General features: G+C 71.9%; 28 protein-coding genes and 1 pseudogene. 13 read left to right on the top strand and 16 right to left on the bottom strand.

All coding sequences use genetic code 11. From position 1 onward, the window contains the following. Positions 1–15 precede the first annotated feature (15 nt). The 4 genes from ACWCV3_RS19005 to amaP are packed head-to-tail and all read left to right on the top strand — an operon-like array spanning position 16 to position 1,908. Positions 16–246 carry a hypothetical protein gene (locus tag ACWCV3_RS19005; protein WP_451225108.1) on the top strand — a complete coding sequence of 77 codons (231 nt, stop codon included), beginning with the start codon at positions 16–18 and terminating at the stop codon, positions 244–246. 5 nt (positions 247–251) lie between these two features. Beyond that, a complete protein-coding gene (locus tag ACWCV3_RS19010) occupies positions 252–659 on the top strand; it encodes a hypothetical protein (RefSeq protein WP_451225110.1) in 408 nt (135 codons plus the stop codon). Next, positions 656–1,321, top strand: a complete 666-nt coding sequence (locus tag ACWCV3_RS19015; RefSeq protein ID WP_451225113.1) for a DUF6286 domain-containing protein — start codon at positions 656–658, stop codon at positions 1,319–1,321. Before ACWCV3_RS19010 ends, ACWCV3_RS19015 begins: the two co-directional genes overlap by 4 nt. Next, positions 1,318–1,908, top strand: a complete 591-nt coding sequence (amaP, locus tag ACWCV3_RS19020; RefSeq protein WP_451225115.1) for an alkaline shock response membrane anchor protein AmaP — start codon at positions 1,318–1,320, stop codon at positions 1,906–1,908. The genes ACWCV3_RS19015 and amaP overlap by 4 nt, the downstream gene beginning before the upstream one ends. Before the next feature lie 26 nt (positions 1,909–1,934). Here the strand turns inward: amaP and ACWCV3_RS19025 are convergent, their stop codons facing one another. From ACWCV3_RS19025 to ACWCV3_RS19045, 5 genes are all read right to left on the bottom strand, one after another. After that, positions 1,935–2,690: an SDR family oxidoreductase gene (locus tag ACWCV3_RS19025; RefSeq protein ID WP_451225118.1), complete on the bottom strand. Its 756-nt coding sequence runs from the start codon at positions 2,688–2,690 to the stop codon at positions 1,935–1,937. A 4-nt stretch (positions 2,691–2,694) separates the two neighbouring features. Next, on the bottom strand, positions 2,695–4,488 hold the full coding sequence (locus tag ACWCV3_RS19030) for a glycoside hydrolase family 15 protein (RefSeq protein ID WP_451225120.1): 1,794 nt from the start codon (positions 4,486–4,488) through the stop codon (positions 2,695–2,697). Positions 4,489–4,554: 66 nt separating this feature from the next. After that, positions 4,555–5,352: an SURF1 family cytochrome oxidase biogenesis protein gene (locus tag ACWCV3_RS19035; protein ID WP_451225123.1), complete on the bottom strand. Its 798-nt coding sequence runs from the start codon at positions 5,350–5,352 to the stop codon at positions 4,555–4,557. A 49-nt stretch (positions 5,353–5,401) separates the two neighbouring features. Continuing rightward, positions 5,402–5,635 (bottom strand): hypothetical protein, encoded by a 234-nt coding sequence (locus tag ACWCV3_RS19040; protein WP_451225126.1) that lies wholly within the window; start codon positions 5,633–5,635, stop codon positions 5,402–5,404. A gap of 82 nt (positions 5,636–5,717) precedes the next feature. Continuing rightward, on the bottom strand, positions 5,718–6,701 hold the full coding sequence (locus ACWCV3_RS19045) for a DEDDh family exonuclease (protein WP_451225128.1): 984 nt from the start codon (positions 6,699–6,701) through the stop codon (positions 5,718–5,720). Between the two features lie 242 nt (positions 6,702–6,943). Between ACWCV3_RS19045 and ACWCV3_RS19050 the strand changes: the two genes are divergently transcribed. Further along, positions 6,944–7,990, top strand: a complete 1,047-nt coding sequence (locus tag ACWCV3_RS19050) for a zinc-dependent alcohol dehydrogenase family protein (protein WP_451225131.1) — start codon at positions 6,944–6,946, stop codon at positions 7,988–7,990. Between the two features lie 4 nt (positions 7,991–7,994). On the opposite strand, the gene ACWCV3_RS19055 is transcribed toward ACWCV3_RS19050, so the two are convergent. Together ACWCV3_RS19055 and ACWCV3_RS19060 are read right to left on the bottom strand one after the other, a co-directional pair. Further along, the gene (locus tag ACWCV3_RS19055; protein ID WP_451225134.1) at positions 7,995–9,380 is read right to left on the bottom strand and encodes a CoA transferase; all 1,386 of its coding nucleotides are present in this window, start codon (positions 9,378–9,380) and stop codon (positions 7,995–7,997) included. Positions 9,381–9,654: 274 nt separating this feature from the next. After that, positions 9,655–11,196, bottom strand: a complete 1,542-nt coding sequence (locus ACWCV3_RS19060; protein WP_451225137.1) for a S8 family peptidase — start codon at positions 11,194–11,196, stop codon at positions 9,655–9,657. A 289-nt stretch (positions 11,197–11,485) separates the two neighbouring features. On the opposite strand from ACWCV3_RS19060, the gene ACWCV3_RS19065 reads away from it, so the two are divergent. The 3 genes from ACWCV3_RS19065 to moaA all read left to right on the top strand — a co-directional run bounded on the left by ACWCV3_RS19065 (position 11,486) and on the right by moaA (position 14,633). Beyond that, the gene (locus ACWCV3_RS19065; RefSeq protein WP_451225139.1) at positions 11,486–11,836 is read left to right on the top strand and encodes a DUF485 domain-containing protein; all 351 of its coding nucleotides are present in this window, start codon (positions 11,486–11,488) and stop codon (positions 11,834–11,836) included. Beyond that, on the top strand, positions 11,833–13,476 hold the full coding sequence (locus ACWCV3_RS19070; protein WP_451225142.1) for a solute symporter family protein: 1,644 nt from the start codon (positions 11,833–11,835) through the stop codon (positions 13,474–13,476). The genes ACWCV3_RS19065 and ACWCV3_RS19070 overlap by 4 nt, the downstream gene beginning before the upstream one ends. Before the next feature lie 167 nt (positions 13,477–13,643). Further along, positions 13,644–14,633, top strand: coding sequence for a GTP 3',8-cyclase MoaA (moaA, locus tag ACWCV3_RS19075; protein ID WP_451225144.1), 990 nt, complete (start codon positions 13,644–13,646; stop codon positions 14,631–14,633). On the opposite strand, the gene ACWCV3_RS19080 is transcribed toward moaA, so the two are convergent. Both ACWCV3_RS19080 and ACWCV3_RS19085 read right to left on the bottom strand, forming a co-directional pair. Continuing rightward, on the bottom strand, positions 14,616–14,834 hold the full coding sequence (locus ACWCV3_RS19080) for a hypothetical protein (protein ID WP_130340146.1): 219 nt from the start codon (positions 14,832–14,834) through the stop codon (positions 14,616–14,618). The two genes, moaA and ACWCV3_RS19080, sit on opposite strands and share 18 nt — an antisense overlap. 256 nt (positions 14,835–15,090) lie before the next feature. Beyond that, a complete protein-coding gene (locus ACWCV3_RS19085) occupies positions 15,091–15,483 on the bottom strand; it encodes a DUF3099 domain-containing protein (protein WP_451225147.1) in 393 nt (130 codons plus the stop codon). Between the two features lie 238 nt (positions 15,484–15,721). On the opposite strand from ACWCV3_RS19085, the gene ACWCV3_RS19090 reads away from it, so the two are divergent. Next, positions 15,722–16,015 carry a GlsB/YeaQ/YmgE family stress response membrane protein gene (locus ACWCV3_RS19090; RefSeq protein WP_451225150.1) on the top strand — a complete coding sequence of 98 codons (294 nt, stop codon included), beginning with the start codon at positions 15,722–15,724 and terminating at the stop codon, positions 16,013–16,015. A 67-nt stretch (positions 16,016–16,082) separates the two neighbouring features. On the opposite strand, the gene tyrS is transcribed toward ACWCV3_RS19090, so the two are convergent. The 6 genes and pseudogenes from tyrS to ACWCV3_RS19120 form a co-directional block, all read right to left on the bottom strand. Next, positions 16,083–17,351, bottom strand: a complete 1,269-nt coding sequence (tyrS, locus tag ACWCV3_RS19095) for a tyrosine--tRNA ligase (RefSeq protein ID WP_451225153.1) — start codon at positions 17,349–17,351, stop codon at positions 16,083–16,085. A gap of 56 nt (positions 17,352–17,407) precedes the next feature. Further along, the gene (locus ACWCV3_RS19100; RefSeq protein WP_451225156.1) at positions 17,408–18,802 is read right to left on the bottom strand and encodes a metallopeptidase TldD-related protein; all 1,395 of its coding nucleotides are present in this window, start codon (positions 18,800–18,802) and stop codon (positions 17,408–17,410) included. Then, positions 18,799–20,322, bottom strand: a complete 1,524-nt coding sequence (locus ACWCV3_RS19105; RefSeq protein WP_451225159.1) for a TldD/PmbA family protein — start codon at positions 20,320–20,322, stop codon at positions 18,799–18,801. The genes ACWCV3_RS19100 and ACWCV3_RS19105 overlap by 4 nt, the downstream gene beginning before the upstream one ends. A gap of 74 nt (positions 20,323–20,396) precedes the next feature. Beyond that, positions 20,397–20,597: pseudogene (locus tag ACWCV3_RS19110) on the bottom strand (hydroxymethylbilane synthase); the annotation flags it as partial. A gap of 17 nt (positions 20,598–20,614) precedes the next feature. Then, entirely contained in the window at positions 20,615–20,809 is a 195-nt protein-coding gene (locus tag ACWCV3_RS19115) for a DUF397 domain-containing protein (protein ID WP_451225162.1), read from the bottom strand. Then, positions 20,806–21,651 (bottom strand): helix-turn-helix domain-containing protein, encoded by an 846-nt coding sequence (locus tag ACWCV3_RS19120; RefSeq protein ID WP_451225165.1) that lies wholly within the window; start codon positions 21,649–21,651, stop codon positions 20,806–20,808. Before ACWCV3_RS19120 ends, ACWCV3_RS19115 begins: the two co-directional genes overlap by 4 nt. A gap of 154 nt (positions 21,652–21,805) precedes the next feature. On the opposite strand from ACWCV3_RS19120, the gene ACWCV3_RS19125 reads away from it, so the two are divergent. From ACWCV3_RS19125 to ACWCV3_RS19140, 4 genes are all read left to right on the top strand, one after another. Then, positions 21,806–22,237: an ATP-binding protein gene (locus ACWCV3_RS19125; RefSeq protein WP_451225167.1), complete on the top strand. Its 432-nt coding sequence runs from the start codon at positions 21,806–21,808 to the stop codon at positions 22,235–22,237. 166 nt (positions 22,238–22,403) lie between these two features. Continuing rightward, positions 22,404–23,108, top strand: a complete 705-nt coding sequence (gene fabG / locus ACWCV3_RS19130; protein ID WP_451225170.1) for a 3-oxoacyl-[acyl-carrier-protein] reductase — start codon at positions 22,404–22,406, stop codon at positions 23,106–23,108. Between the two features lie 5 nt (positions 23,109–23,113). Further along, positions 23,114–23,881 (top strand): enoyl-ACP reductase FabI, encoded by a 768-nt coding sequence (fabI, locus tag ACWCV3_RS19135; RefSeq protein WP_451225173.1) that lies wholly within the window; start codon positions 23,114–23,116, stop codon positions 23,879–23,881. Positions 23,882–24,026: 145 nt separating this feature from the next. Further along, positions 24,027–24,368 (top strand): hypothetical protein, encoded by a 342-nt coding sequence (locus ACWCV3_RS19140; protein WP_451225175.1) that lies wholly within the window; start codon positions 24,027–24,029, stop codon positions 24,366–24,368. Here the strand turns inward: ACWCV3_RS19140 and ACWCV3_RS19145 are convergent. Further along, complete coding sequence (locus ACWCV3_RS19145; RefSeq protein ID WP_451225178.1) at positions 24,346–25,038, bottom strand: FadR/GntR family transcriptional regulator; 693 nt, start codon at positions 25,036–25,038, stop codon at positions 24,346–24,348. The genes ACWCV3_RS19140 and ACWCV3_RS19145 overlap by 23 nt on opposite strands. Positions 25,039–25,048: the final 10 nt, after the last annotated feature.

Here is a 25,048-nt window from a genome sequence, read left to right on the forward strand (position 1 = left end):
AGGAGCTCTGCAGAGATGAGCATGGCAGCAGTCGGCATGATCGCCGGAATGGCGCTGGGCTTCGCCGGGTTCTACGGCGGGTTCGGAGCCTTCGTGCTGGTGGCGGCCCTCGGGGCCGTCGGATTCTTCGCCGGCCGCTTCGCGGACGGTGAACTGGAACTCGGCGACTTCTTCCGCCGCCGGGACGACCGCACCCGTGACGACCGGTTCCGCACCGGTGGCGACCGGCGCGACTGGCGCCGGTGACCGCGATGAGCACGGACGCCGGCGCGGCGGCGCCGGCCGTCCCGGACCGTACCCCGCCGGGCGAGCGCGGGTTCACCCGGATCGCGGACCGGGTGGTCGCCAAGATCGCCGCCCGTGCCGCGCGCGAGGCGATCGCCCCGCTGCCGCGCGACTTCGACTCCCCGCACGCCACGGTCAACGTCCGTCCGCGAGCCCGCGGCACCGGGCCGGTCGAGGACAGCCCCTTCGCCACGGCCCGGGTGCGGGTCGTGCTGGAGCTGGAGTACCCCTGCGACATCGGGGCTCGCTGTGCCGCCGTCCGCCGCCGGGTCACCGAACGGGTGGGCACGCTGGCGAACATGGAGGTGCCGGAGGTGGTCGTCGAGGTGGAGCGGCTGCGGCTGGCCGGTGAGCACAAGGGGAGGACGGTATGAGCGAGCCGCCGCAGGACGCCACCCGGCCCATGCCCGTGGTCGACACCCGGAAGCCCTCCGGCACCGACCCGCACTCGTCGTCGGCCGACGGTCAGCCCGCTCTCTCCCCGGACGCCCACGGCAGCGGCCGGTTCTGGTCGGCCCGCCGCGTCCCGTCGGCGCTGGTCGCCCTGCTCACCCTGGGCGGCGCGGGCCTGCTGCTGTACGACGTGGTCGCCGTCCGCGCCGGATACCCGGCGATGTACTGGCGCCGCGAACTCGCCCGCCAGCTGGCCGAGCGCCCACTCGACGACGTCCTGGTGCTCGCGGGCGCCGCCTTCGTCACCGCCGTCGGCCTGTGGCTGATCCTGCTCGCGATCACCCCCGGCCTGCGCGACCTGCTCCCCATGCTCCGCCCGCGCTACGACGTACGTGCCGCGCTCACCCGCGACGCCGCCGCCCAGGTGCTGCGCGACCGGGCGGTGGAGGTCTCCGGCGTGCGCGAGGCGCGGGTGCGGATGCGGCGCCGCCGGGCCGACGTGCGGGTGATCTCGCACTTCCGGGATCCCGCCGAGGTGCGGGGCGACCTGGACGCCGCGCTCGCCGGCGCGGTCACCGACCTCGGCACGGTCCGGCGCCCCAAGCTGTCGGTACGCCTCAGGGGACCCGGGAAGAAGGGATGAGGGGCATGCGTTCAGGAGCCGTCAACCGCGTCCTGCTGGCGCTCGCCGGACTGGTGCTGTTCGTGCTCGGCGGATCCGTCCTGGCCGTCGGCCTCGGCGCGCCGTCGCCCTCCTGGTGGCCGCACTCCGGCCGGCACGACGTGCTGCTCAGCCGGGCCGAGCGCACCGCCTGGCGGGACCAGGACTGGTGGTGGCCGGCGCTGATCGCGCTGCTGGCCGTCCTGTTCCTGGTCGGGCTGTGGTGGCTGGTGTCGGTGCTGCGCAGGCACCGGCTGTCCGAGATCCTCGTCGACAGCGGCGAAGGCAGCGGCGCCCTGGTGCGCGGCGGCGCGCTGGAGTCCGCGCTCGCGGACGACGCGGCCCGCCGCCCGGGTGTGGCCGGGGCCGACGCCCGCCTGAGCGGCCGCCGTACGTCACCCGCGCTGCGCGCCGGGCTCCGGCTGGAACCCGGCGCGTCCCCGGCCGCCGCCCTGGCCGACTTCGCCGAGCGCCCGCTGCGTGCCGCCCGCGAATCCACGGGCATCGGGACCCTGCCCACCGTGGTGCGGCTGCGGGCGGTGCGGCACAAGGCGGACCGGGTGAGCTGACGGTCCGCCCCCGGAAAGAAGGGGGGTCAGAACCCGTGCCGCATGCCGCCGTCGACCGGCAGCATGACGCCCGTCAGATAGGACGCGGCCGGAGACAGCAGGAACGCGGCCACCCGTCCGAACTCCTCCGGCGCCCCGTACCGGCGCAGCGGGATACGGGACTCGTTCGCCGCCCTGGTGGCCGCCGGGTCGGCGGACAGGGAGTCCAGCTCGCGCACCCGGTCGGTGTCGATGCGCGCCGGGAGCAGCCCGACGACGCGGATGCCTCGGGGGCCCAGCTCGTCGGAGAGGGACTTGGCGAATCCGGCGAGGCCCGGCCGCAGCCCGTTGGAGATGGTCAGCCCCGCGATCGGCTCGTGCACCGAGCCCGACAGCACGAAGCCGATGACCCCGCCCGGCTCCAGCTCGGCCGCCGCCGCGCGCGCCAGGCGCACCGCGCCGAGGAACACCGACTCGAACGCGTCCCGCCACTGCTCGTCGCTGTTGTCCGCGACGAAGCCGGGCGGCGGACCGCCGACGCTGATGAGGATGCCGTCGAAACGGCCGAAGCGCTCGCGGGCCTGCGCGATCAGCCGCTCCGGAGCGTCCGCCTCGGAGTTGTCGACGGCCACGCCCAGCGCGTCCGGGCCCAGCTCGGCGGCGGCGTCCGCCACCCGCTGCTCGTCCCGGCCGGTGACGACCACCTTCGCCCCGTCCGCGGCCAGCTGCCGCGCGGCCGCGTTGCCCAGGCCCCGCGAGGCGCCGGTGACGACGTACACCCGGTCCTTCAGTCCAAGATCCATGCTCCTATCCTGCCTCCTCGGTCCCGAAAAGCGTGAGGGCGGTGTTGACCAGCGCGATGTGACTGAACGCCTGCGGGAAGTTGCCGAGCTGGCAGCCGGCCTCCTCGTCGTACTCCTCGGCCAGCAGCCCCACATCGTTGACCAGCCCCGCCAGCCGCTCGAACAGCGCGCGGGCCTCCTCGGTGCGGCCGGTCATGTGCAGGGCGTCGGCCAGCCAGAAGGAGCAGGCGAGGAAGGCGCCCTCACCCCCGGGCAGCCCGTCCACCACCGGGCCCTCGGGGTCCTCGGTGTCGTAGCGGCGCACGAGGCCCCGGTCGCCCAGGTCGGCGGCGACCGCGTCCACCGTGCCGATCACCCGGGGGTCGTCCGGGGGCAGGAAGCCCACGCGCGGGATGAGCAGCAGCGAGGCGTCCAGCGCACGCGAGCCGTAGTACTGGGTGAAAGTGTTGCGCTCCGGGTCGTAGCCCCTGGCGCACACCTCCGCGTGGATCTCGTCGCGCAGCGCCCGCCAGCCCGGCAGATCGCCCTCCAGCCCGGGATGCTCCTCCAGGGTGCGTACGGCGCGGTCCACCGCCACCCACGCCATCACCTTGGAGTGCGTGAACTGGCGGCGGCCTCCGCGCACCTCCCACAGCCCCTCGTCCGGCTGCCGCCACTGTTCCTCGAGGAAGCCGATCAGCGCGCACTGGAGGGCCCACATGTGCGGGCGGGCCGACAGCCCCGACTTCCGGGCCAGCCACAGGGCGTCCATCACCTCGCCGTACACGTCGAGCTGGAGCTGGTCCACCGCGCTGTTGCCGATGCGGACCGGCGCCGAGCCCGCGAACCCCGCCAGCCAGGGCAGCTCGGTCTCAGGGAGCCTGCGCTCGCCGGCGACCCCGTACATGATCTGGAGGTCCTCGGGGCTGCCCGCGACCGCCCGGAGCAGCCAGTCGCGCCACGCCTCGGCCTCCTCGTGGTACCCGGCGGCGAGCAGCACGCTCAGGGTGAGGGTGGAGTCGCGCAGCCAGCAGTAGCGGTAGTCCCAGTTGCGCACCCCGCCCAGCTTCTCCGGCAGCGAGGTGGTGGCCGCCGCGACAATCCCTCCGGTGGGCCGGTAGGTGAGCGCCTTCAGAGTGATCAGGGAGCGCACCACGGCGTCCCGGTACGGCCCGTCGTAGCGGCACCGCCCACTCCAGTGCCGCCAGTCCCGGACGCTGGAGCTGAGCGCCTGGTAGGGGTCGATCGGCCGCGGGCGCGGCTGGTGCGAGGGGTGCCAGGTGAGCACGAAGGCCACCCGCTCGCCCTCGGCCACGGTGAACTCCGAGTGCGTGCCGAGGTCCTCGCCCCAGGTGCGCACGCGCGGCTCGGAGCGCAGCCAGGTGGAGTCCGGACCCGCGACGGCCACCCGGTGCCCGTGCTCCCGGCGCATCCACGGCACGATGGAGCCGTGGTCGAAGCGCAGCCGGAGCGTGCTGCGCACGGTGACCCGCCCGCTGACCCCCTCCACGATCCGGACGACGTCCGGGACCTTGTCGCGCTGCGGCATCAGGTCGGTGACGCGCACGGTGCCCTCGGGGGTGTCCCACTCGGTGTCCAGGACGAGGGTGTCGGGCCGGTAGCCGCGCCGGGTGCAGGTGCCGGCGCCCTTCGGCGCGATCCGCCAGTAGCCGTTGTCCTCGTCGCCCAGCAGCCGGGCGAAGCAGGCGCCGGAGTCGAAGCGGGGCAGGCAGAGCCAGTCGATCGAGCCGTCCCGGCCGACCAAGGCCGCGGTCTGCTCGTCGCCGATGACGGCGTAGTCCTCGATGCGCGCATTCACGCCTTGCCGTTTCCCCGCGCGGCCTGACGGCCAATCAGGTGGTGCGCCGGGGGAGTGAAACCCGGCTCACACGGCGGCGGGCTCCGCCTCGGTCCCGCTCTCCTGCCTGGCGGCGGCCGCCCTGTCGCGCAGCTCGCGCCGGACCAGGAACCACCAGCCGACGGGCACGGCGGCGGCGAACAGCCACCACTGGATCATGTACGCGTAGTTCAGCGGGGCGTCCTCGCTGCCGGGGCTGGAGATCTGCTCCGGGGTGCCCCCCCGGGGCTCCGGCGCGGTCTGCTCCACGTAGCCGCCGAGCACCCGCGCGCCGAGGCGCTTCGCCTGGTCGGTGCTGTCGATCAGCATGACCTGGCGGGCGGGGAGGCCGGCGATCCGCTTGATGCCGCTGGCCGCGGTGGTCTCGTCGGCCTTCAGCCGGCCGGTGATCGTGACCTGCCCGGCCGGGGGCGGGGGAACCTTCGGGTACTCGGTCTGGGCTCCGTTCGCCGGAATCCAGCCCCGGTTGACCAGCAGCACCCGGCCGTCGGCCAGCCGCAGCGGGGTCAGGACGTGGAAGCCCACCTCGTCGTCGGCGTTGGTGCGGCGCCGGACGACCTCCTCGTGGGCGGTGTCGAAGGTGCCGGTCGCGGTGACCGTGCGGTACTTGTCGGCGTGGGTGACGGCGCGGCCGGGGGCGGTGAGCCGTTCCACGGGCACCGGGGCGGCGTGCAGGGCCCGGGCGACCAGGTCGTTGCGGGCGGTGCGTTCCTCGTACCGGTGGTGCTGCCAGAAACCGAGCCTGATCATCGTCGGGATCAGCGCGATCACGACGAGGGTGAGGATCACCCACTGGCGGGTGAGCAGGAAGCGGTAGCGGTGCACCCCACGACGGTACCTCCGGGTCGTGGGGTGCATTCGGGCGGGTACCGGGTCAGACCCGGTCCACCACCCCCGCCTTCCCCTCGGCGCGGGCGCAGTGCGCGCCGCAGTACCAGTGGCCCTCCACATCCACGCCCTGCCCGATGATCTGCACCCGGCAGTGCTCGCAGATGGGTGCCATGCGGTGGATGGCACAGGAGAAGCAGTCGAAGACGTGCACCGCGCCCTGTGCGTGGATCTCGAAGGTCATTCCGTAGTCATTGCCGCAAACTTCGCATCTCGCCATGCGCCTCAGGGTGGGCCGTGCCCGGCCGCGGGGCGAGCGGGCACGGGCGCGAACCGCGGGGAATCACCCGTCCGTACGGCTGTCAGCCGGCCGCTTCGACATCGCGCAGGAGTTGCCCGAAGGCGGCCTCGTCGACGACCGGGGTCCCGAACTGGCGGGCCTTGGCGGTCTTGGAGGTGCCCGAGTCGGGGTCGTTGGTGACCAGCAGGCTGGTCAGCCGGGACAGGCTGGTGGCCACGTGCAGCCCGGCCTCGGTGGCCCGGTCCTCCAGCAGTTCACGCTCGGTGGACGTGTCACCCGAAAAGGCCACCCGCATGCCCTGCTTGAGCCGTTCGCCCGGTTCGTAGCGTCCGGGGTTGGGGTAGGGGCACGCGGGCCGCTTGCGCGCGGGGCGCCAGCCGGGGCCGCGCCCGCCGCCGTAGCCGCCGGTCGCCTGACGGCCGATGAGCGGGGTGTCCGACCACTCGGTGAGCGGACGGCACTCCAGCAGCGGGAGCCGCACCTCGTTCGCGGCGGCGGCCCGCAGGCTCGGCCGGAACGCCTCCGCCAGCACCCGCGCGTCGTCCAGTGCGTGGTGCGCGCGCTGCTGCACGACCCCGAAGTGCGCGGCGAGCGACTCCAGCTTGAAGTTGGGCAGGGGCAGGCGCAGCTCCTTGGAGAGCGCGATGGTGCACAGCCGCTGGCGCACGGGGGGCTCGCGCCGGGCGCGCGCGTACTCCCGCGCGATCATCTGCCAGTCGAAGACCGCGTTGTGCGCGACCAGCACGCGGTCCGCCAGCCGGGCCGCGAACTCCTCCGCCACCTCCGCGAAGAGCGGGGCCCCTTCGAGCACGTCGCTCGTCAGCCCGTGTATCCACACCGGACCTGGGTCGCGCTCGGGGTTGACCAGCGTGTACCAGTGGTCCTCGACCTCGCCGCGCGCGTCCAGCCGGTACACGGCCGCCGAGATGATCCGGTCGTCGCGGGCCAGCCCGGTGGTCTCGACGTCAACGACCGCGTATCCCTTCGGATACACGGCCGGCCACGGGGTGGGCGAGGACACTGCGGTCGCGGGGTCTTCGAGCATGGTCAATGAGGATACGGGTCACCGCCGACGCCCGGGGCCGGCCGGGGCTCCCCGCCCACCGGCCGGACCGGGGCCCGCACGGAGGTACCGTCCTCAAGGACGGTACGGGACAACGCCCTTGAGGGCGTCGCCGCTGGTCCGGGTCCCCTCGCGGCGCGCACCCGCCCCGCGACGGCGTACCGTGGGTGTGCTCGGGCCACCCCCGGGCGCCGCCACCACCCCGGTACGAGAAGGACCACGTCATGCGCGCCACCACCATCCACGCCCCGTTCGACATGCGGGTGACGGACGTGCCCGAGCCGATCGTGCAGCTCCCCACCGACGCGGTCGTACGGGTGCTTCGCGCCTGCATCTGCGGCAGCGACCTGTGGGCCTACCGGGGCGAGGCGGCTCGGCAGCCGGGGCAGCGGATCGGGCACGAGTTCCTCGGTGTGGTGGAGGAGACCGGTTCCGACGTCGGCACGCTGCGCCGCGGCGACCTGGTGGTCGCTCCGTTCATGTGGTCCGACGGCACCTGCGAGTACTGCGCCGAGGGTCTGACCACGTCCTGCGTGCACGGCGGCTTCTGGGGCTCCGTCGGCTACGACGGCGGCCAGGGCGAGGCCGTACGCGTGCCGTTCGCCGACGGCACGCTCGTCAAGCTGCCGGGCGAGGCGGCATCCGACGACCACCTCCTCACCGGCCTGCTCACCCTCTCCGACGTGCTCGGCACCGGGCACCACGCCGCCCTCGGCGCGGGTGCCCGCCCCGGCGCCACGGTCGCCGTCGTCGGTGACGGCGCGGTCGGCCTCTGCGCGGTGCTGGCCGCCAAGCGGCTCGGCGCCGAGCGGATCATCGCCCTCGGCCGCCACGAGGCCCGCACCGACATCGCCCGCCGCTTCGGCGCCACCGACGTCGTCGCCGCGCGTGGCGACGAGGCGGTCGCGGCCGTGCGCGAGCTGACCCGCGGCCAGGGCGCGCACGCCGTCGTGGAGGCGGTCGGCACCGAGCAGTCCATGAGCACCGCCGTCAACATCACCCGCGACGGCGGCGCCATCGGCTTCGTCGGCGTCCCCCACGGCAGCGGAACCGGCCTGGACCTCAGCGTCATGTTCGACCGCAACATCGCCCTGCGCGGCGGCGTCGCCCCGGTCCGCACCTACATCCCCGAGCTGCTGCCCGACGTCCTGAACGGCACCATCGACCCCTCCCCGGTCTTCGACATGACCGTGGACATCGAGGGCGTCCCGGACGGCTACCGGGCGATGGACGAGCGCACGGCGCTGAAGGTCCTCGTCACCAACGGCTGAATGCTCAGCGCCAGGCCGCCGCGCTCGACCCCGAGGGGACCGGCGCGGCGGCCCAGTCGGCCGGCCCGCCGGTGAACGACACCGGGGACCGGGCGTACCGCAACCGGCCCAGGGGGCCGTCCCGTTCGGCCAGCCACGGGTCCGGGCCCTCGTACTCCGGTCCGCCCGGACGCGGGTCGCGGCCGGCCTCGCCGGTCAGCCAGTGCGCGGTCCGGGCGAGCGCGAGGCGCACCATGCGGCCCCGGCCGTCGCGGGACCGTTCGGCCAGGGCCCGCAGGACGGCCGCGGCCAGCAGATAGCCCGAGCCGTGGTCCAGGGCCTGCGCGGGCAGCGCGCCGGGCTCCACGGTCGAACCCTCGGCCGCCGCGATGCCGGTCGCGACCTGGACGAGGCTGTCGAAGCCGCGCCGCTCGCCCCAGGGTCCGTACGCGCCCCACGCCGAGATCTGGGCGACGACCAGGCCCGGGTACCGCTCGGCCAGGGCTCCGGCGGAGAGGCCGAAGCGGTCGAGAGCGCCGGGGCGGTAACCGGTGACGACCACGTCGGCGGAGGCCAGCAGCTCCTCCAGCGCCCGCTTCTCGACGCTGAGTTCGAGGGTGGCGGACCGCTTCCCGAAGCCGGTGTCCGCGTGCTGGTCGGGCAGCTCGGGCAGCTCGGGGCCGTCCACGCGCAGCACGTCGGCGCCGAGCAGCGCGAGGGTGCGGGTGGCGACGGGCCCGGCGAGAACGCGCGTGAGGTCCAGGACGCGGAGCCCGGCCGCGGGCAGGAGTGGTCCCGGCCCCCCGTGCAGAGGCGGGAGCCGGTGTGTCGAGGCGGCGCCGATCGGGGTGCGCTCGACCAGGGGGTGCCGGGCCACCTCGGCGCCCTGCGGATGCTCCGCCCACTGTCCGGAGGTGCGCAGGGCCACCGCCAGACCCCCGGCGGCGTACACCGTCTCCTCGATGTCCAGGGCGGAGCGTTCGAGGAGCATCCGCTCCACGTCCTCGGGGCCGGCGCCGTCCGGCAGGCCCAGGGCGCCGAGGAGGCGCTGCCGGTGGTGCGGGTAGTTGGCATGGGTGCGCACCCAGCCGTCCGCGGCCCGCCACCAGCGGGAGAGCGGGGCGAAGTTGACCGGCGCGCGGCCGTCTATCCGCAGCAGCCGCTCGCTGTGGAAGGCGGTGACGACCGCGCCGTCGTCCACCACGGCACGCGGCACCTCCCCGAGCCCGGCCCGCAGCGCGCCCAGTTCGGCGGCGGCCAGCGCGCACGTGCCCACGCACGCACGTGCCAGCCGCTGCACGGGAAGGCGGGCGATCAGGGCCCCCGGCCGCTCGACGCAGGCCAGCCGGGCGAGCATCGCGTTCTCGCCGCCCAGCGCGACCCAGGCGGACTTGATCATCGGATCGATCATGGTCGCACTATCCATCAGCCGCCCTGCCCTCTACAAGGGGCGCGGGCCCCTGGGTCCTTCGCCGGATCACGCCGGACCCCGCGAGCCCGGCGTGATCCGGAGGACAGGCCCTGAGAGCTGTCCCGTGATCCCCGGCGGGCGCGCGACGACAGCCATGGTGCCTCGCCGCGTTGCCGGATCGCCCCCGTACGCCCACTACGAGGACGACCCTCCGCCTTGCGCTGCACCGCGTCTGCCGCCGCGCGCTGATCCACCGGGGATCTCGGGACAGCCCTTAGTGGGTCACCGCCGCCAGGGCGTCGGCGATCCCCCAGCCGTAGAAGCCGTTGCGGTTCTTCGTGCCCTCGCACACCGCGTCGACCTTGCCGTCACTGTTGATGTCGTACGGGTCGGTGCACGGCGTGGCCGTCGCCTCCGCGTACAGCAGGGCCTTCACCGCGGCGGCGGGGGCGTGCGGGTGGACCGACTTGATCAGCGCGGCGACACCCGCGACGTGCGGCGAGGCCATCGAGGTGCCGGCCATGTACCCCCACTTGCCGCCGGGCAGCGGGCCGAGGATGAGACCGCTGGTCGCGGGCGGAGCCGGGGTCTGGTAGGCGGTCGAGTCGCCACCGGGGGCCGCGATGTCGATCGTGCCCAGACCGTAGTTGGAGAACGACGACTTGATGCCCTTGGCACCGGTCGCCGCGACCGTCACCACACCCGGGAGCTGGGTGGGTATGTCGAAGCACTTGCGCGGGTCGACGGTCCGGTCCGAAGGGGTGCCGTCGTTGGGGGAGGAGGAGTCGGTGATCGAGTCGGCGGCGAAGTCGTAGTTCTCGTTGCCAGCCGCCGCGACGTTGACCGTGCCCTTGCCCTCCGCGTACCGGGTGGCCCGCGTGATGGCGTCCACCAGGGCCTTCTGGTCCGGGTCGCCGGTGCAGTTGAAGTACCACGGGTCGGTGTAGTAGCTGTTGTTGGTGACGTCCACGTGGTGCTCGGCCGCCCACACGAACCCGCAGACCACGGCCTCGGTGTAGAAGTAGCCGTCCGGGTTGCCCACCTTGATGCCGGAGACCTTCACGCCCGGCGCCACACCAGTGATGCCGACGCCGTTCCTGGCGCCCGCGATCTCACCCGCGACATGCGTGCCGTGCGGGGACTCCGACGCGCTCGGCCGCCAGGCGCCGTCCGCGGTGTCGGGCGCGCCGGAGACGCAGTTGACGGAGGCCGCCCGGTCGAAGTTGGGAGCGATGTCCGGGTGGGTGTCGTCCACCCCGGTGTCGATGACGGCGACCGTCACCCTGCTGCTGCCGAGCGTCTTCTCATGGGCCTTGTCCGCCTTGATGGCGGGCAGGTCCCACTGGAGCGGCTCCAACGGGTCCTGCCCGTCCACCGCCTTGGCCTTCGACAGCTCCGCCGCCGTCAGCGGCTTCGGCGCCCCGACGTCGGTGGTGGACTGCGCGGGCAGCGGCGCGTTACGGGTGGCCCCGGCCGAGGACACACCGGACACCTTGCGGATCGACCTGGCGAAGTCGGGGTTCGCGGAGTGCACCACGATCACGCCGATACGGTCGTAACTGGCCACGACGGTACCGCCGTTGCGTCCTATCGCGCGGCGCACCGACTCGATCGTGCGATGGTCCGTTCTCGTGTTGACCACGTAGGACAGGTTCGGGCCGTCGTACGTGGTGCCGGAACCCTCCGCCGCCCGCGTCGTCGGGGCCGTGGACGGGGCCGCCGAAGCCGCCGTCGGCAGGAAGCCGAGCGAGGCGGTCAGCGACAGCACGACCGGGACGGCCGGCGCGAGCCGGCGCCGGGAGCGCAGATGAGTCATGGGATCTCCACATCATCCGGAAACGGAACCGCCCGAGGCACGGGTGGCGCTCGGGCAGGTACATGACGGGTGGGACAAGGTGAAGCTATCCCGGTGGCACGGATCTCCGAAAGGGCCGCACCCGCGTGAACCGACGTCGGGTGCGGACCGTGTGCGTCAACGAGGGGACACGGCCGGATCGTGCCCCCCGGGAGAATCACAACGGGGAGCCGCACGTTGACGCCCGGTAACGTGATCTCCGTTCCAGTGAGGTCGGCAACCGCCCGTCCGTGACGCGAGGAGACCTTGAGTGGCGATCGAGACACCGCCCCCCGCGAAGCACCCACTTCCTTCCCCTGAGGAGTTCACCGAGGCGCAGGCGAGCGCGGAGTTCGGTGAACTGCGCCGCGCGCACCGCTCGTTCGCCTTCCCCCTGACGATCGCCTTCATCACCTGGTACCTGCTCTACGTGCTGCTCTCCTGCTACGCGGGCGGCTTCATGGGTACCGAGGTCGCGGGGAACGTCAACGTGGCCCTCGTGCTGGGGCTCGCCCAGTTCCTCACCACGTTCCTCATCGCCTGGTGGTACGCGCGGCACGCCGCCGCCAAGCTCGACCCCCGGGCCGAGGCCATCAAGTCCCGGATGGAGGGCGGCGCATGATCCCCGCTCAGCACACGATCGCCGCCGGGCACACGCTGCTCGCGGCCGGCGAGGCCAGTGAGCACAGAGGTCTGATCATCTCCCTGTTCGCGGTGTTCGTCGCAACGACCCTGGTCATCACCGTCTGGGCGGGCCGCCAGACCAAGGACGCCGCCGACTTCTACGCGGGCGGCCGCCAGTTCACCGGCTTCCAGAACGGACTCGCCGTCTCCGGCGACTACATGTCCGCCGCGTCCTTCCTCGGCATCGCGGGCGCCATCGCCCTCTTCGGCTACGACGGCTTCCTGTACTCCATCGGCTTCCTGGTCGCCTGGCTGGTCGCCCTGCTCCTGGTCGCCGAGCCGCTGCGCAACTCCGGCCGCTACACCATGGGCGACGTGCTGGCCTACCGGATGCGCCAGCGCCCGGTGCGCACCGCCGCGGGCACCTCGACCATCGTGGTGTCGATCTTCTACCTGCTCGCGCAGATGGCCGGCGCCGGTGTCCTGGTCTCCCTGCTGCTCGGCATCACCAGCGACAGCGGCAAGATCGGCATCGTGGCCCTGGTCGGCGTCCTGATGATCGTGTACGTCACCATCGGCGGCATGAAGGGCACCACCTGGGTCCAGATGGTCAAGGCGGTCCTGCTCATCGCGGGCGCCGTTCTGCTGACCCTCCTGGTGCTGCTCAAGTTCCACTTCAACCTCTCCGACCTGCTCGGCTCGGCCGCCGACAACAGCGGCAAGGGCAAGGCGTTCCTGGAGCCCGGCCTGAAGTACGGCGCCTCCGGCACCTCCAAGCTGGACTTCATCTCCCTCGGCATCGCCCTGGTCCTGGGCACCGCCGGACTGCCCCACATCCTGATCCGCTTCTACACGGTGCCCACCGCCAAGGCGGCCCGGAAGTCGGTGATCTGGGCCATCGGCCTGATCGGCGCCTTCTACCTGATGACCCTCGCCCTCGGCTTCGGCGCCGCCGCGCTGATCAAGCCCGAGGAGATCATCGCCTCCAACAAGGCGGGCAACACCGCGGCCCCCCTGCTCGCCCTGCACCTCGGGGGAGTGGACTCCAGCTGGGGCGCCATCCTGCTGGCGAGCATCTCCGCCGTCGCCTTCGCCACGATCCTCGCGGTCGTCGCCGGCCTCACCCTCGCCTCCTCCTCGTCCTTCGCGCACGACATCTACGCCAACGTCATCAAGAAGGGCCAGGCCACCGAGAAGCAGGAGATCAACGCCGCCCGGTACGCCACCGTCGGCATCGGCGCCGTCTCCATCGTGCTCGGCGCCCTCTCCCGCGACCTGAACGTGGCCGGGCTGGTGGCACTGGCCTTCGCGGTCGCCGCGTCGGCGAACCTGCCGACCATCCTCTACAGCCTGTTCTGGAAGCGGTTCACCACCTCCGGTGCCCTGTGGTCGATCTACGGCGGCCTGGTCACCGCGGTCGGCCTGGTGCTGTTCTCGCCGGTGGTCTCCGGCAAGCCGACCTCGATGTTCCCCGACGTCGACTTCCACTGGTTCCCCCTGGAGAACCCGGGCATCATCTCGATCCCGGTCGGCTTCCTGCTGGGCGCGGTCGGCACCCTGCTGTCCAAGGAGGTCCCGGACGCCGAGAAGTACGCCGAGCTGGAGGTACGGTCCCTGACCGGCACCGGGGCGCACTGAGCCGGCCGCCCGGCACCTCACGGCCGCGCCGCGCGGAGGCAGGACACCCGCGCGGCGCGGCCGCGTCCGTACCGGGCCCGGGAAGGCGCGGCTGTCGATGTCCGAGGTCTCGCGTAGGCTCGCAGTTGACGCGTGACGAACAGTCCGACACGAGGGAGGGGGCCCACGTGCTCATAGACACCTACGGCCGGGTGGCCACCGACCTGAGGGTCTCACTGACCGACCGGTGCAATCTGCGCTGCACCTACTGCATGCCCGAGGAGGGCTTGCAGTGGCTGGCCAAGCCCGACCTGCTCACGGACGACGAGATCGTGCGCCTCGTCGAGCTCGCGGTGACCCACCTGGGCATCGAGGAGGTCCGGTTCACCGGTGGCGAGCCCCTGCTCCGCCCCGGCCTGGTCGGCATCGTGGAGCGCGTCGCGGCGCTCGGTCCGCGCCCCCGGACATCCATCACCACCAACGGCATCGGCCTCAAGCGCACCGCCGCCGCCCTGAAGCAGGCGGGCCTGGACCGGGTCAACGTCTCGCTCGACACCCTGCGCCCCGACGTCTTCAGGACCCTCACCCGGCGCGACCGCCACCAGGACGTGCTGGAGGGCCTGCGGGCCGCGTCCGACGCGGGCCTCACCCCGGTCAAGGTCAACTCGGTGCTGATGCCGGGTCTCAACGCGGACGAGGCCCCCGACCTGCTGGCCTGGGCGCTGGAGCACGGTTACGAACTCCGGTTCATCGAGCAGATGCCGCTCGACGCCCAGCACGGCTGGAAGCGCGAGGGCATGGTCACCGCCCAGGACATCCTCACCTCCCTGCGCACCCGCTTCGAACTGGCGGAGGAAGGCGCGGGCGAGCGCGGTTCGGCACCGGCCGAGCGCTGGCTCGTGGACGGCGGCCCGCAGCGGGTCGGTGTGATCGCCTCGGTGACCCGTCCGTTCTGCGCGGCCTGCGACCGCACCCGGCTCACCGCCGACGGCCAGATCCGCACCTGCCTGTTCGCCACCGAGGAGACGGACCTGCGCGCCCTGCTGCGCTCCGGCGCGCGGGACGAGGAGATCGCCGAGCTGTGGCGCAAGGCGATGTGGGGCAAGAAGGCGGGCGCGGGCCTCGACGACCCGTCCTTCGTCCAGCCGGACCGCCCCATGTCAGCGATCGGCGGCTGAGTCCTCCCACTCCCGCAGCGGGACCACGTCCTTCAGGAAGCCGCGCACGCCGAGGAACTGCGACAGATGCTCGCGGTGTTCCTCGCAGGCGATCCAGGTCTTGCGCCGCTCCGGGGTGTGGATCTTGGGGTTGTTCCACGCCAGCACCCATATGGCGTCGGCCCGGCAGCCCTTCGCGGAACAGATCGGTGTCTCACTCACGCGATGATTCTCGCAGAGGGGATTCTCGCGGAGTGAGCGGAGCGGATTCGCGCGCAAACGGCTGCGAACAAGGCGACGCCGAGCAGCCACGGGGGGAGCTGCCCGGCGTCGGTCTGTCGCTCCGACGGGGGATGCGGAGCGCGTACGCAGTATGTCACGCACCACTGGGCGATCGGCACAAGAACAGCATGATTGAACTGAGCTTTTCTTGAGCTTGGCGGGAAGTCATCTTCCGCTTTTTCGGCTCCCGCGCTGCTCAGGCCCTGTCGGAACGTTTCTCCCGCGACTCCGCCCCAGACCGGGCCGACGCCTGCTGTGGGCCGGAATCCGACCGCTCCGATGACTCTTCGTCACGAGGCGGTGTGATCATCGGCTTGGACGGCATGGCGACGAAGGTGGACGGCAGCGACGGCGGCCGTTCCCGCCCCGCGTTTGCGATCACCACGGCGATGTACGGCAGGGCCGCGCCCAGCACCAGCGCCACGATGGCGACGTATCGCTCCACGTTCCACAGGGAGGCGGCCAGGATCACCGACACCGTCCGGATCGACATCGAGATCACGTACCGCCGCTGCCGGCCCCGCACGTCCTCGGCCAGCCCGGTCCGGGCACCGGTGATCCGGAAAACCTCGCCACGCTGCTTGCCCATCAGTCCACCATCCGCCCGCATGGGTCCAACCCCGGCCGAAGCCGCGTCCCGGCGCGAACCGGACCCGGCACTCCCATCAACGGTACGCCGACGGGCCGCCGCACTCGATACCGGGGCGCCGCCCGGGCTGCGCGAACGTACGCCGTCCGGGTGCCCTCCGCGTGCGCGACGGCCGGGGCGCGCCCACACTGGCCAGGACGATCGGATCGATCAGGTCGGACCGGACGAGGAGGCCGCCATGGGCTGGCTGTGGGCGATCATCGTGGGATTCGTGCTGGGCCTGCTCGCCAAGGCGATCATTCCCGGCAAGCAGCACAGCCCCCTGTGGCTGACCACCATCTGCGGCATCCTGGGCGCCCTGGCGGGCAACGCCGTAGCGCGCGGGCTGGGGGTCGCGGAGACGCGCGGCATCGACTGGAGCAGGCACCTCTTCCAGCTCGTCGCGGCGATCATCATCGTGTTCTTCGTCGACATGCTCTACACCTCGACCCTCGGCAAGCGCCGCAAGCGCAAGTACGACGAACGGGTGTGACCCGACCGGACCGGCAGAGGGCGGCCTCCCCGCGGGGAAGCCGCCCTCCGCACGTGCTCCCAGCGCCTCAGGCGCCGGTGACCTCGACCGCCGCCAGATTCTTCTTGCCCCGGCGCAGCACCAGCCAGCGCCCGTGCAGCAGCTCCCCGGTGCCCGGGACGGCGTCCTCGGCGGCGACCTTGACGTTGTTCACGTAGGCCCCGCCCTCCTTCACCGTGCGACGCGCGGCCGACTTGCTGGCCACGAGACCCACCTCGGCGAACAGGTCCACCACCGGGCCGAGCTCCGCGACCTGGATGTGCGGCAGCTCGAAGAGCGCGGCGGCGAGCGTGCGCTCGTCAAGCCCGGCGAGCTCGCCCTGGCCGAACAGCGCCTTGGACGCGGCGACCACGGCGGCCGTCTGCTCCGCCCCGTGCACCAGCGTCGTCAGCTCCTCCGCGAGCGCGCGCTGCGCCGCACGGGCCTGCGGACGCTCCTCGGTCAGCCGCTCCAGCTCCGTGATCTCCTCGCGGGACCTGAAGCTGAAGATCCGCAGGAACTTGGAGACGTCCCGGTCGTCCGCGTTCAGCCAGAACTGGTAGAAGGCGTACGGGGTGGTCATCTCCGCGTCGAGCCAGACGGTGCCCGACTCGGTCTTGCCGAACTTGGTGCCGTCCGCCTTGGTGATCAGCGGGGTGCCCAGCGCGTGGACCACGGCGTCCGGCTCGACCCGGTGGATCAGGTCGGTGCCCGAGGTGAGGTTGCCCCACTGGTCGCTGCCGCCGGTCTGCAGCGTGCAGCCGTAGCGCCGGTACAGCTCCAGGAAGTCCATGCCCTGGAGGATCTGGTAGCTGAACTCGGTGTAGCTGATGCCCGCGTCGGAGTTCAGCCGGCGGGAGACGGCCTCCTTGGCGATCATCTTGTTGACCCGGAAGTACTTGCCGATGTCCCGCAGGAACTCGATGGCCGACATGCCCTGGGTCCAGTCCAGGTTGTTGACCATGACGGCCGCGTTCGGGCCCTCGAAGTCGAGCAGGGGCTGGATCTGCGCGCGCAGCCGCTCCACCCACTGGCCGACGACCTCCGGCTCGTTCAGCGTGCGCTCGGCGGTGGGCTTGGGGTCGCCGATCAGACCGGTGGCACCGCCGACCAGGCCCAGCGGGCGGTGGCCCGCGTCCTGGATGCGGCGCATGGTGAGGATCTGGACCAGGTTGCCGAGGTGCAGGCTGGGCGCGGTCGGGTCGAAGCCGCAATAGAACGTGACAGGACCGTCCGCGAACGCCTTGCGCAATGCGTCCTCGTCGGTGGAGAGGGCGATCAGCCCACGCCACTTCAGTTCGTCGACGATGTCCGTCACGGTTCTCGTGTCTCCTAGATGATCATGCGGCGGTCGGGTGACAGCCGAGTACGAGGTTATACGCCCTGGCTGACAGAGCTCATATTGAATTCCGGGACGCGGAGCGCGGGCATCGCGGCGCGGGTGAACCAGTCGCTCCACTCCCGGGGCAGCGTCTGCTCGGTGCGGCCCGCCTCGGACGCCCGGCCGAGCACGCCCACCGGTGACTCGTTGAACCGGAAGTTGTTCACCTGGCCGGTGACCTCGCCGTTCTCCACCAGGTAGACGCCGTCGCGGGTGAGCCCGGTGAGCAGCAGGGTGGCCGGGTCCACCTCGCGGATGTACCAGAGGCAGGTCAGCAGCAGGCCGCGCTCGGTGGCCGCGACCATGTCCGCGAGCGAGCGGTCGCCGCCGCCGTCCAGGATCAGGTTGTCCATCGCCGGGGCGAGCGGCAGTCCCGTCAGGGCCGCGCTGTGCCGGGTGGTGGTGAGGCGGTCGAGCACACCGTCCTTGATCCAGTCGGTGGCGTGTACGGGCAGCCCGTTGTCGAAGACCGAGCGGTCGCCACCGGAGGAGTGCGCGACCACGAAGGGCGCGCAGCCCAGGCCCGGCTCGTCGGGGTCGCTGCGCAGGGTCAGCGGCAGCTCGCTGAGCCGCTCGCCCGCCCGGGTGCCGCCGCCCGGCTTGGAGAACACCGTGCGGCCCTCGGAGGCGTCCCGGCCCGAGGCGGACCAGAGCTGGTAGATCAGCAGGTCGGCCACGGCCGACGGCGGCAGCAGGGTCTCGTACCGCCCGGCCGGCAGGTCCACCCGGCGCTCCGCCCAGCCGAGGCGCTCGGCCAGCTCGGTGTCCAGGGCGCCCGGGTCGACGTCCTTGAAGTCGCGGGTGGAGCGGCCGGCCCAGGCCGAGCGGGTGCGGTCGGGCGACTTCGCGTTCAGCTCCAGGGTGCCGGTCGGCTGGTCGTGCCGCAGGCGCAGGCCGGTGGAGGTGCCGAGGTAGGTGGAGACGGTCTCGTGGCTGGCGAAGCCGTACAGCTCGCGGCCGCCGGCCCGGGCGCGGGCGAACGCCTCGCCGAGCGCGGGTGCGAAGTCGGCGAAGACGGCGGAGGAGGTCTCGGCCGGCGCGTCACGGAAGTCGGGGGAGTGCGGGACCCCGCCGACCAGCGGCTGGGCGTCCTCTGCGGGACCGGCGGCCCGCGCGGCGGCCTCGGCGGCCCGCACCAGCGGCTCCAGCTCCGCCGCCGTCACCGCCGACCGCGAGACCACGCCGGAGGCGGTCCCCTGCTGCCCGTCCACGGTGGCGATCACAGTGAGGGTACGGCCGCGGGTCACGCCGTTGGTGGTGAGCGCGTTGCCCGCCCAGCGGAGGTTGGCGCTGGACTCCTCGTCCGCGATGACGACACAGCCGTCCGCCCGGGACAGCTCGAGGGCCCGCTCGACGATCTCGTACGGCTTGCTGGTCCGCGCGCTCATCGCCCGGCCTCCTGCGTGGTGTTGAGGATGTTGACGCCCCGGAAGAGGGCGGAGGGGCAGCCGTGGGAGACGGCGGCGACCTGACCGGGCTGCGCCTTGCCGCAGTTGAAGGCGCCACCGAGGACGTAGGTCTGCGGGCCGCCCACGGCGGCCATGGAGCCCCAGAAGTCGGTGGTGTTGGCCTGGTAGGCGACGTCCCTGAGCTGCCCGGTGATCCGCCCGTTCTCGATACGGAAGAAGCGCTGGCCGGTGAACTGGAAGTTGTAGCGCTGCATGTCGATCGACCATGACCGGTCGCCCACGACGTAGATGCCTCGGTCGACGCCCCCGATCAGCCCCTCGGTGGACAGTCCGGCGGGGTCCGGCCGCAGTGAGACGTTGGCCATGCGCTGGACCGGCACATGGCCGGGGGAGTCCGCGAAGGCGCAGCCGTTGGAGCGCTCGAAGCCGGTCAGCCTGGCGATGCGGCGGTCCAGCTGGTACCCGGTGAGAGTGCCGTCCTTGATCAGGTCCCAGGACTGCGCGGCAACGCCCTCGTCGTCGTAGCCGATGGTCGCCAGGCCGTGTTCGGCGGTGCGGTCGCCGGTGACGTTCATCAGCTCGGAGCCGTACCTGAGCTTGCCGAGCTGGTCGAAGGTGGCGAACGAGGTACCCGCGTAGGCGGCCTCGTAGCCGAGGGCGCGGTCCAGTTCGGTGGCGTGGCCGATGGACTCGTGGATGGTGAGCCACAGGTTGGAGGGGTCCACGACCAGGTCGTACAGGCCCGGTTCCACGCTGGGGGCGCGCATCTTCTCGGCCAGCAGCTCGGGGATCTGTTCGAGTTCGGCGTCCCAGTCCCAGCCGGTGCCGGTCAGGTACTCCCAGCCCCGGCCGGTGGGCGGGGCGAGGGTGCGCATCGAGTCGAACTCGCCGCTGGAACCGTCCACCGAGACGGCCGTCAGCTCGGGGTGCAGCCGGACGCGCTGCTGGGTGGTGACCGTCCCGGCGGTGTCGGCGTAGAACTTGTTCTCGTGCACGGTGGTCAGCGAGGCGTCCACGTGGTCGACGCCCTGCGCCGCGAGGAGCCTCCCGCTCCATTCGCCCAGCAGTGCGGACTTCTCCTCGTCCGGCACGGTGAAGGGATCGACGTCGTACGCGGAGATCCACGTCCTGTCGGCGTGCACGGGCTCGTTCGCCAGTTCCACGCGCTCGTCCGAACCGGCGGCCTTGATCACCTGCGCGGACAGCTTGGCCATCGCCACCGCCTGCGAGGCGACCTTCGCGGCACCGTCCATCGTCAGGTCCACCCCTGAGGCGAACCCCCAGCTGCCCCCGTGCACGACCCTGACGGCATACCCCAGGTCGGTGGTGTCCGAGGAGCCCGACGGCCGCCCGTCCCGCAGCCGCCAGGACGCGCTGCGCACCCGCTCCAGCCGGAAGTCGGCGTGCTCGGCCCCCAGCGCGCGGGCACGGGCGAGGGCCGCGTCGGCGAGGGCCCTCAGAGGGAGCGCCAGGAAGGAAGGGTCGATGTGTTGGGCCACGGGCGGGTTCCTCCTGCACGGGGTGGGGTGCTCAGGAGGATACGTCGCCCGGAGGCCCTGTCCCTCCTGGCCCAGTGGGCGATGCCGTCGATCAGCTCCCGCGCGTCCTGCCGGAGCAGCGCCACGGCGACGGACGGGCCGAGCGCGGCCGGGTCGAGACGGCCGGCCCACTCGTGCGCGTGCGGGACGGTCTTGCCGTCGGGCGTGAACACGGCGGCACGCAGGGAGGGTTCACCAGAGCACTCGGTGCGGGCGTACCCGGCGATGGGGGAGTTGCGGGAAACGCCGCGAATCAGATCACCGGGCATGAGGGTGCGACGCATTCCACGAACGCGGCCCATGCCTCCGGCGTCACGGCGAGGGGCTGGATGCGGGTGTCCTTGGAGTCACGGATGTGGATGGCACCGGGGCGCACGGCGATCTCGATGCAGTTGCCGCCACCGGTACCGCTGTAGCTGCTCTTGAACCATGTCAGTTCGGTGCTCATAGCGCTCCTTGCACGTCTCTCAGCACGTCCGCGGTGGCCAGGTGGCTCAGGGCCTGTGAGCGCATCCTTCCATAGCGCTGGAGCATGGAACTCACCAGTTTGGGCTGGGTGAGCAGGGTGCTGCACTCGTGCCCTTCGATGTAGCCGACCCACTGGTGACTGTCGCGTTCGGCGAGGTACATCTGGCCGTCGACTCCGCAGTGGTCCACCTGCTGGAGTGGCATGAGGAGGATCTCCACGTTCCGTCGGCTGCCCTGTTCCAGAAGGTTTCTGACCACGTCTCGCGTCGTTTCTGCGCCACCGAGACCGCGCCTCAGCACTGCCTCTTCGATGAGGAAGGAGAACGCGGTGTTCGGGCGCTCGTCCAGGATTCGCTGCCGCTCCAGCCGAGCGGCCACCTGCCGCTCGAACTGCTCCTCGGACAAGTGCGGGATCTGCTGATCGAATACTGCCCGGATGTACCCCTCCGGCTGTAACAGCCCCGGAATCACTCGGCATTCGTAAGCCCACAGGGAGATTGCTTCCTCCTCGATCCCTGCCCACTGCTGAAACCAGGTCGCCAGCCCCGACCGCCTTGTCAGGGTCTTGGCCGCCGCCGTGAGAATTTTCGCCGCGTCCTCACCCAGTACGCCCGCCACTCGCGCAGGCAGGTCCGCCGGAGGAAACCGTTTTCCCTGCTCGATCTTGGCGATGTAGGGCGACGAATACTGCACCTGGAGAGCGAACTGCTCCTGGGTCAGTCCTCTTTGGTCCCGCAGCGACTTCAGTACCGCGCCGAACATCTTCAGGCCGTCGGAGGCTTCAGACTCGCCGCCGCCCGCCCGGCCTCGCTCCACCGCCATCGCCGCCCACCTTTCGCGCACCCCGCTCAACTCGCCCGATCTGCCCATCGTCACGGGGAGTAACCCACCCAGTCCAGAGTGTGCACCGATACAAGCGGAGCTGTACGGGCTTCGTTCCTGTCGGCCCGCTGGTCGGAGTCCCCACGCTGGGCGCATGTCGCCCACGCCCGCCCAAGAGGCAGTCACCGTACGTACGTTCGCTCAACGTTTCTCCGCCACCCGGCGGGGTGCCCGGCTGGCGCGCCGCCTGGCCGTGCACCAGTTGGACCAGTGGGGCCACCCCTACGGCACCCCCGCCTCCGAGGCCGTAGCCCTGGTCGTCGCCGAACTCGCCGCCAACGCCGTCCTGCACGCCCGCGTACCGGGAAGGGACTTCGAGCTCCGCCTCCACCACCGGGACGGCATCGTGAGGATCGAGCTCTCCGACACCCACCCCGCCCACCCGGAGCTCCCGGCCCGCGACCCCGCCGCCGAGGCAGGCAGGGGCCTCCTCCTCGTCGACGCCGTGGCCACCCGGTGGGGCACCGTCCCCCGCACCGGCCCAGGCAAGACGGTGTGGGCGGAGTGCGAGACGGGGGAGCCCTGATCTGTAGGAATCCGACAGGAGCAGGGATGTGTCACTGTCGGTGCCCGATTGTCCGTGGTCGCGTACGGACCGATAGGTTTCATGGGAAGCCGCCTGTCAGGCCCGTCACAAGGATGTCCGGGCGGATTGTCGGAACGTTGTAGACCGCTGATGAAAGGGTGATCCGTTGAGCCGCTCGGTTCTCGTCACCGGAGGCAACCGGGGCATCGGCCTCGCCATCGCCCGCGCCTTCGCCGACGCCGGCGACAAGGTCGCCATCACGTACCGCTCGGGCGAGCCCCCGGCGGGCTTCCTCGCCGTCAAGTGCGACATCACCGACGCCGAGCAGGTCGAGCAGGCGTACAAGGAGATCGAGGAGCGGCACGGCCCCGTCGAGGTGCTGGTCGCCAACGCCGGGGTCACCAGGGACCAGCTTCTGATGCGCATGTCCGAGGAGGACTTCACCTCGGTCATCGACACCAATCTCACCGGCACCTTCCGGGTCGTCAAGCGGGCCAACCGGGGCATGCTGCGCGCCAAGAAGGGCCGCGTCGTGCTGATCTCCTCGGCCGTCGGCCTGCTGGGCTCGGCGGGGCAGGCGAACTACGCCGCCTCCAAGGCCGCGCTGGTCGGCTTCGCGCGCTCCCTCGCCCGTGAGCTGGGCTCGCGCAACCTCACCTTCAACGTCGTCGCCCCCGGCTTCGTCGACACCGACATGACCAAGGCGCTCACCGACGAGCAGCGCAAGGGCATCCTGTCGCAGGTGCCGCTCGGCCGGTACGCCGAGCCGGAGGAGGTCGCCGCGGCGGTCAAGTTCCTCGCCTCGGACGACGCCTCGTACATCACTGGAGCCGTCATCCCTGTTGACGGCGGACTGGGAATGGGTCACTGAACACCATGAGCGGAATTCTCGAAGGCAAGCGCATCCTGGTCACGGGCGTGCTGATGGAGTCCTCCATCGCCTTCCACGTCGCCAAGCTGGCCCAGGAGCAGGGTGCCGAGATCATCCTGACCGCGTTCCCGCGGCCCACGCTGACCGAGCGCATCGCCAAGAAGCTGCCGAAGCCGGCGAAGGTCATCGAGCTGGACGTCACCAACGAGGAGCACCTCGCGCGCCTGGCCGACATCGTCGGCGAGGAGCTGGGCGGCCTCGACGGCATCGTCCACTCCATCGGCTTCGCCCCGCAGGACGCCCTCGGCGGCAACTTCCTGAACACCCCGTTCGAGTCGGTCGCCACCGCCATGCACGTCTCCGCCTTCTCCCTGAAGTCGCTGACCATGGCCTGCCTGCCGCTGATGCAGAACGGCGGCTCGGTCGTCGGCCTCACCTTCGACGCGCAGTACGCCTGGCCGCAGTACGACTGGATGGGCCCGGCCAAGGCCGCCCTGGAGGCGACCAACCGCTACATGGCGCGCGATCTGGGCAAGCAGAACATCCGCTGCAACCTGATCTCCGCGGGCCCGATCGGCTCCATGGCCGCGAAGTCCATCCCCGGCTTCGGCGACCTCGCCTCCGTCTGGGACTCCCGCTCCCCGCTGGAGTGGGACCTCAAGGACCCGGAGCCCGCGGGCAAGGGCGTCGTCGCCCTGCTGAGCGACTGGTTCCCCAAGACCACCGGCGAGATCATCCACGTCGACGGCGGTCTGCACGCGATCGGCGCCTGACCGGTCCCGCTCGCGCGTGAGGCCCGTACTCCTCCAGGGGTGCGGGCCTCACCCGTACGGATCTCCGGCCGGGCCGTCCCGGCTCCGGCGGCGCACCCTCGTAGTACGCGTCCCCTCCGCAGCCCGGCCGAGGAGGTCCCCCTACGTGCGCCTTCCCCGCAGCCTCACCCCGGTGACCGCGGCCGCGGCACTCGTCCTCGCCCTGCCCGGCGGCATCGCCCGCGCCGGTGACGGCAAGCCGCACGCCCCCGATCTCTTCGGCGCGTCCTGCCGTACCAAGGTGGACGGGTCCGAGGTGGTGGCTTACTGCCACAACCCCTACGTGCACGTCGACCGGGTCCGGCTGCACATCGAGTGCGCCCGCTGGTGGGACATCGACACCGACAGCGCGCCGGTGGCCGCGGGGCCCGCCCTGACCGTGAGACTGACCGGGCGGTGCTGGAAGGAGATCCGAGTCGTGTGGATCAGTCACCAGAAGGCGGGCTGAACCGCTCCGGACGGCACTGGAAGGGGTAGCCGGCCGCCTCCGTGGCCGCCGCCCGCGCGTCCCCGGTACGGATCGCGTCCACCAGCCGGGTGTGGTCCATGTACGCCCGCGGCTCCAGCTCGGCGCCCACGTCCGCGCGCAGCCACTCCCGCAGCACCTCGCCGAGGTCCGCGTACATCGCCGTCATCACGTCGTTGTGCGAGGCGGACACCACGGCCAGGTGGAAGGTGGCGTCGGCCGCCACGAAGGCTTCGGTCTCCCCGGCCTCCCACGCCTCCTCGCGCCGGGTCAGCAGCGCGTCCAGCTGTTTGAGGTCCTTCTCGGTACGCCGCTCCGCCGCCAGCCTCGCCGCCGACGACTCCAGCGTGGACCGCAGCTCCGCGATGTGCCGGGGATCGGCGTCCGCGAACCTGCGGTGCATCACCCCGGCCAGCTCGCTGGTGGCGACCACGTAGGTGCCGGAGCCCTGGCGGATGTCCAGCAGCCCGTTGTGCGCGAGCGCCCTGACCGCCTCGCGCACGGTGTTGCGGGCCACGCCCAGCTGCTCGACCAGTTCCGGCTCGGTGGGGATGCGGGAGCCGACCGGCCACTCACCGGACGTGATCTGGGCGCGCAGCTCCGCGATGACCTGCTCGGACAGCGCCGAACGGCGCGGGTGGCTCAGAGGCATGGCTCACCTT

Source organism: Streptomyces sp. NPDC001781, assembly GCF_053596035.1.